Genomic DNA, 2,730 nt, shown 5'->3' on the forward strand with positions numbered 1-2,730 from the left:
GGCATCGCTCAGCACGAAGCGCACCTGCTGCTTCACGTACACCGCCTTGGCGAACGGGCACAGGTTCAGCCCGATCACCGCGCGCTCCACCCAGCGACGCGTGGCGTCGATGGGGTCGCTTGCCGCGCCCGTGGTGGCCGGCGTATCAGTCACGGAAGTTGTCGAACTGCAGCGGCAGCTCGAATTCGGTCTTCTTCAGCAGCGCGATGACGTCCTGCAGGTCGTCGCGCTTCTTGCCGGTGACGCGCAGCTTGTCGCCGTTGATCTGCGCTTCTACCTTCAGCTTGGCGTCCTTGATCGTGGTGACAATCTTCTTCGCCAGCTTCTGCTCGATGCCCTGCTTGACGGTGATCTTCTGGCGCGCGCCGGCCAGGTTGGTTTCCACATCGCCGAATTCCAGGCAGCGGGCGTCGATCTGGCGCGCGATCAGGCGCGCACGGAGGATATCGGTCATCTGCTTGAGCTGGAAATCGCTGGGCGCGGACTGGGTGATCAGCTTCTCTTCCAGCACGAACTTGGCGTCCACGCCCTTGAAGTCGAAACGGGTGGAGAGTTCGCGGTTGGCCTGGTCCACGGCGTTGGTGAGCTCGTGGACGTTGACTTCGGAGACGACGTCGAAGGAGGGCATGGGGGGAATCCTGTTACCGGGCGCGGAATTCTACCGTGCGCCGGGAAGCGGGATCGCGTCGGCCGAGGGCAGCGCGTTGGCGGGACGTCGCCGCCCCACGAGACGGCGCACCGTTTCGCACAGCAACAGCGGGACGATCCAGCTGCACCAGAGCAGGGTCGCGATCAGGGTCGGCGACGGCACGAGTCCGCCGGCAATGGCGAGGGGCAGCGACAGGCGGAAGACGATCGGCGCCAGCGTCACCGCGTAGTTGCGGACCATCCAGCGGCGGTGTCGGTCCACGAGGCCGTGGCGGATGGCGATGAAGCCGACCAGCGCGGTGGCCAGCCAGGCCAGTGCGGTCGACGAGAACGCGATGCGGATGGCGAGCGGCGCAGGCGAGCTGGCGATCAGTCCGGCCGCGCCGGTCGCGGCGACCAGCATGCCCGACAGGTAGACGCGGCCCATCACGCGGTGCATGCGCGGATGGCGTCGGCGCGACTGGGTGAAGAACTGCACCGGACCCAGCAATACCGTCGTGAGTCCGCCGGCCAGATGCATCCACAGCCAGCCCCGCCGCGTCATGAACATGCCGTAGGCGGTCGAATCGAGATGCCGATATTTCCCAYAGGCGGCGACCAGGAACTCGATGCTGGCGAGCCCGAGCAACAGCCACAGCACCGCCCAGGCCAAGCGCACGGCAAGCCGCGAGCGGGGCGATGCAAGGGTGCCTGGAGCGATCACAGTCATGGGCCTGCCTGCAGGATGGACGCGCGCAGGGTAGCGCACGCGCGGCGGAACATGACCAGGGAGGCGATAATGCCGCATGACCACCCCCCGTTCCTCGCTTACGTCCGCCGTCCTGCTGATGCTGGCCGCGGTGCTGCTGTTCGCGCTGATGGATGCCGGCCTGAAGCTGCTCTCTGCGCAGTACCCGCCGCTGCAGGTCGCAGCGCTGCGTGGGCTGTCTTCGCTGCCGCTGGTGGCGATCTGGGTGCTGGCGACGGTGCCGGCCGTTTCCCTGTTGCGCGTGCACTGGCCGCTGCACCTGCTGCGCGGCGCGCTGGGCATCGCGATGATGGCCGGGTTCGTCTACGGCTTGCGCACCATGCCCTTGTCCACGGCCTATGCGATCACCTTCGTGGCGCCGCTGCTGGTCACCGCGATGGCGGGGCCGCTGTTGAAGGAGCGGGTGGGGGCGGGGCGCTGGACCGCGATCGTCATCGGTCTGGTCGGCGTCCTGGTGATCCTGCGGCCGACCGGCGAAGGCATGTTGACCGCCGGTGGCCTGGCCATTCTCGTTGCGGCCATCTGCTATGCGCTGGGCGCGGTCACTGTGCGCATGCTCGCGCAACGCGACAGCACGCAGGCGCTGGTGCTCTGGTTCGTCGTGCTGCTGTCGCTCGGGGCGTCGTTGCTGGCACTGCCCGCATGGAAGCCGCTGCAGGCCTCGCACGGCTGGATCATCGCCGGGGTGGGCGTGTCCGGCTCGCTGGCGCAGGTCGCGCTGACCGAAGCCTTCCGCCGCGGCGAGGCGTCGTTGATCGCGCCGCTCGAATACACCGCGCTGATCTGGGGCGTGATCCTCGATGTCACGCTGTGGTCGGTGCTGCCCGACGGCGTGACCTGGATCGGCGCCGGCATCATCGTCGCCAGTGGCCTGTATCTGCTGCGCCGGGAGAACGTGCACGTGGAGTCGGAACACCCCTGACGCCGCCGCGTTTTGCGGCATCATGCGCGCATGCCCATCGTCCTCGTCCTGCTGTTCGTCTTCCTGCTGCTCGCCCTGTGGGTGGTGCTGCTTCCGCTGTCGCTGTGGCAGCGATACCGCTATGGGCGCTCGCGACGCATGGCGCGTGGGTGGCTGCTGGCGCTCAACGCCTGGAGCCTGCTGGTCTCGGTCGCGATCTTCCTCGTCGTCAGTGCATTCGGCCTGATCTGGTGGCCCGACAGCCYGCTGGGTGCGGGCGCGGGATTGGCGGCCGGCGTCATGCTGGGCCTGCTGGGCCTGTGGCTGACGCGCTGGGAAGTCGCGCCGCAGGGCGTGTTCTACCAGCCCAATGCCTGGCTGGCCCTGCTGYTGGTCGTCATCGTCGCCGCACGCATCGTGTGGGGGATGGTGC

Annotated in this window: 4 protein-coding genes and 1 pseudogene; 2 read left to right on the forward strand and 3 right to left on the reverse strand. The window is 68.0% G+C overall.

All coding sequences use genetic code 11. From position 1 onward, the window contains the following. The 3 genes from AC04L7_RS16120 to AC04L7_RS16130 form a co-directional block, all read right to left on the reverse strand. A partial coding sequence (locus tag AC04L7_RS16120; RefSeq protein ID WP_475513406.1) for a DUF1415 family protein occupies window positions 1-153 on the reverse strand: 153 nt, incomplete at its 3' end. After that, on the reverse strand, window positions 146-628 hold the full coding sequence (locus AC04L7_RS16125) for a YajQ family cyclic di-GMP-binding protein (protein ID WP_093489837.1): 483 nt from the start codon (window positions 626-628) through the stop codon (window positions 146-148). The genes AC04L7_RS16120 and AC04L7_RS16125, both read right to left, overlap by 8 nt. A gap of 30 nt (window positions 629-658) precedes the next feature. Continuing rightward, entirely contained in the window at window positions 659-1,357 is a 699-nt protein-coding gene (locus AC04L7_RS16130; protein ID WP_475513405.1) for a DUF2306 domain-containing protein, read from the reverse strand. A gap of 76 nt (window positions 1,358-1,433) precedes the next feature. On the opposite strand from AC04L7_RS16130, the gene AC04L7_RS16135 reads away from it, so the two are divergent. Next, window positions 1,434-2,318: a DMT family transporter gene (locus tag AC04L7_RS16135; RefSeq protein ID WP_299345691.1), complete on the forward strand. Its 885-nt coding sequence runs from the start codon at window positions 1,434-1,436 to the stop codon at window positions 2,316-2,318. A 30-nt stretch (window positions 2,319-2,348) separates the two neighbouring features. Beyond that, a pseudogene (locus tag AC04L7_RS16140) lies at window positions 2,349-2,730 on the forward strand (DUF1453 domain-containing protein); the annotation flags it as partial.

The sequence above is a fragment of the Pseudoxanthomonas sp. LjRoot204_2 genome (assembly GCF_056175765.1).

What these genes read in the sequence shown, in the direction of transcription:
- AC04L7_RS16125 (WP_093489837.1), bottom strand. Translation starts at nt 628, where the DNA reads ATGCCCTCCTTCGACGTCGTCTCCGAAGTCAACGTCCACGAGCTCACC.
- AC04L7_RS16135 (WP_299345691.1), top strand. Translation starts at nt 1,434, where the DNA reads ATGACCACCCCCCGTTCCTCGCTTACGTCCGCCGTCCTGCTGATGCTG.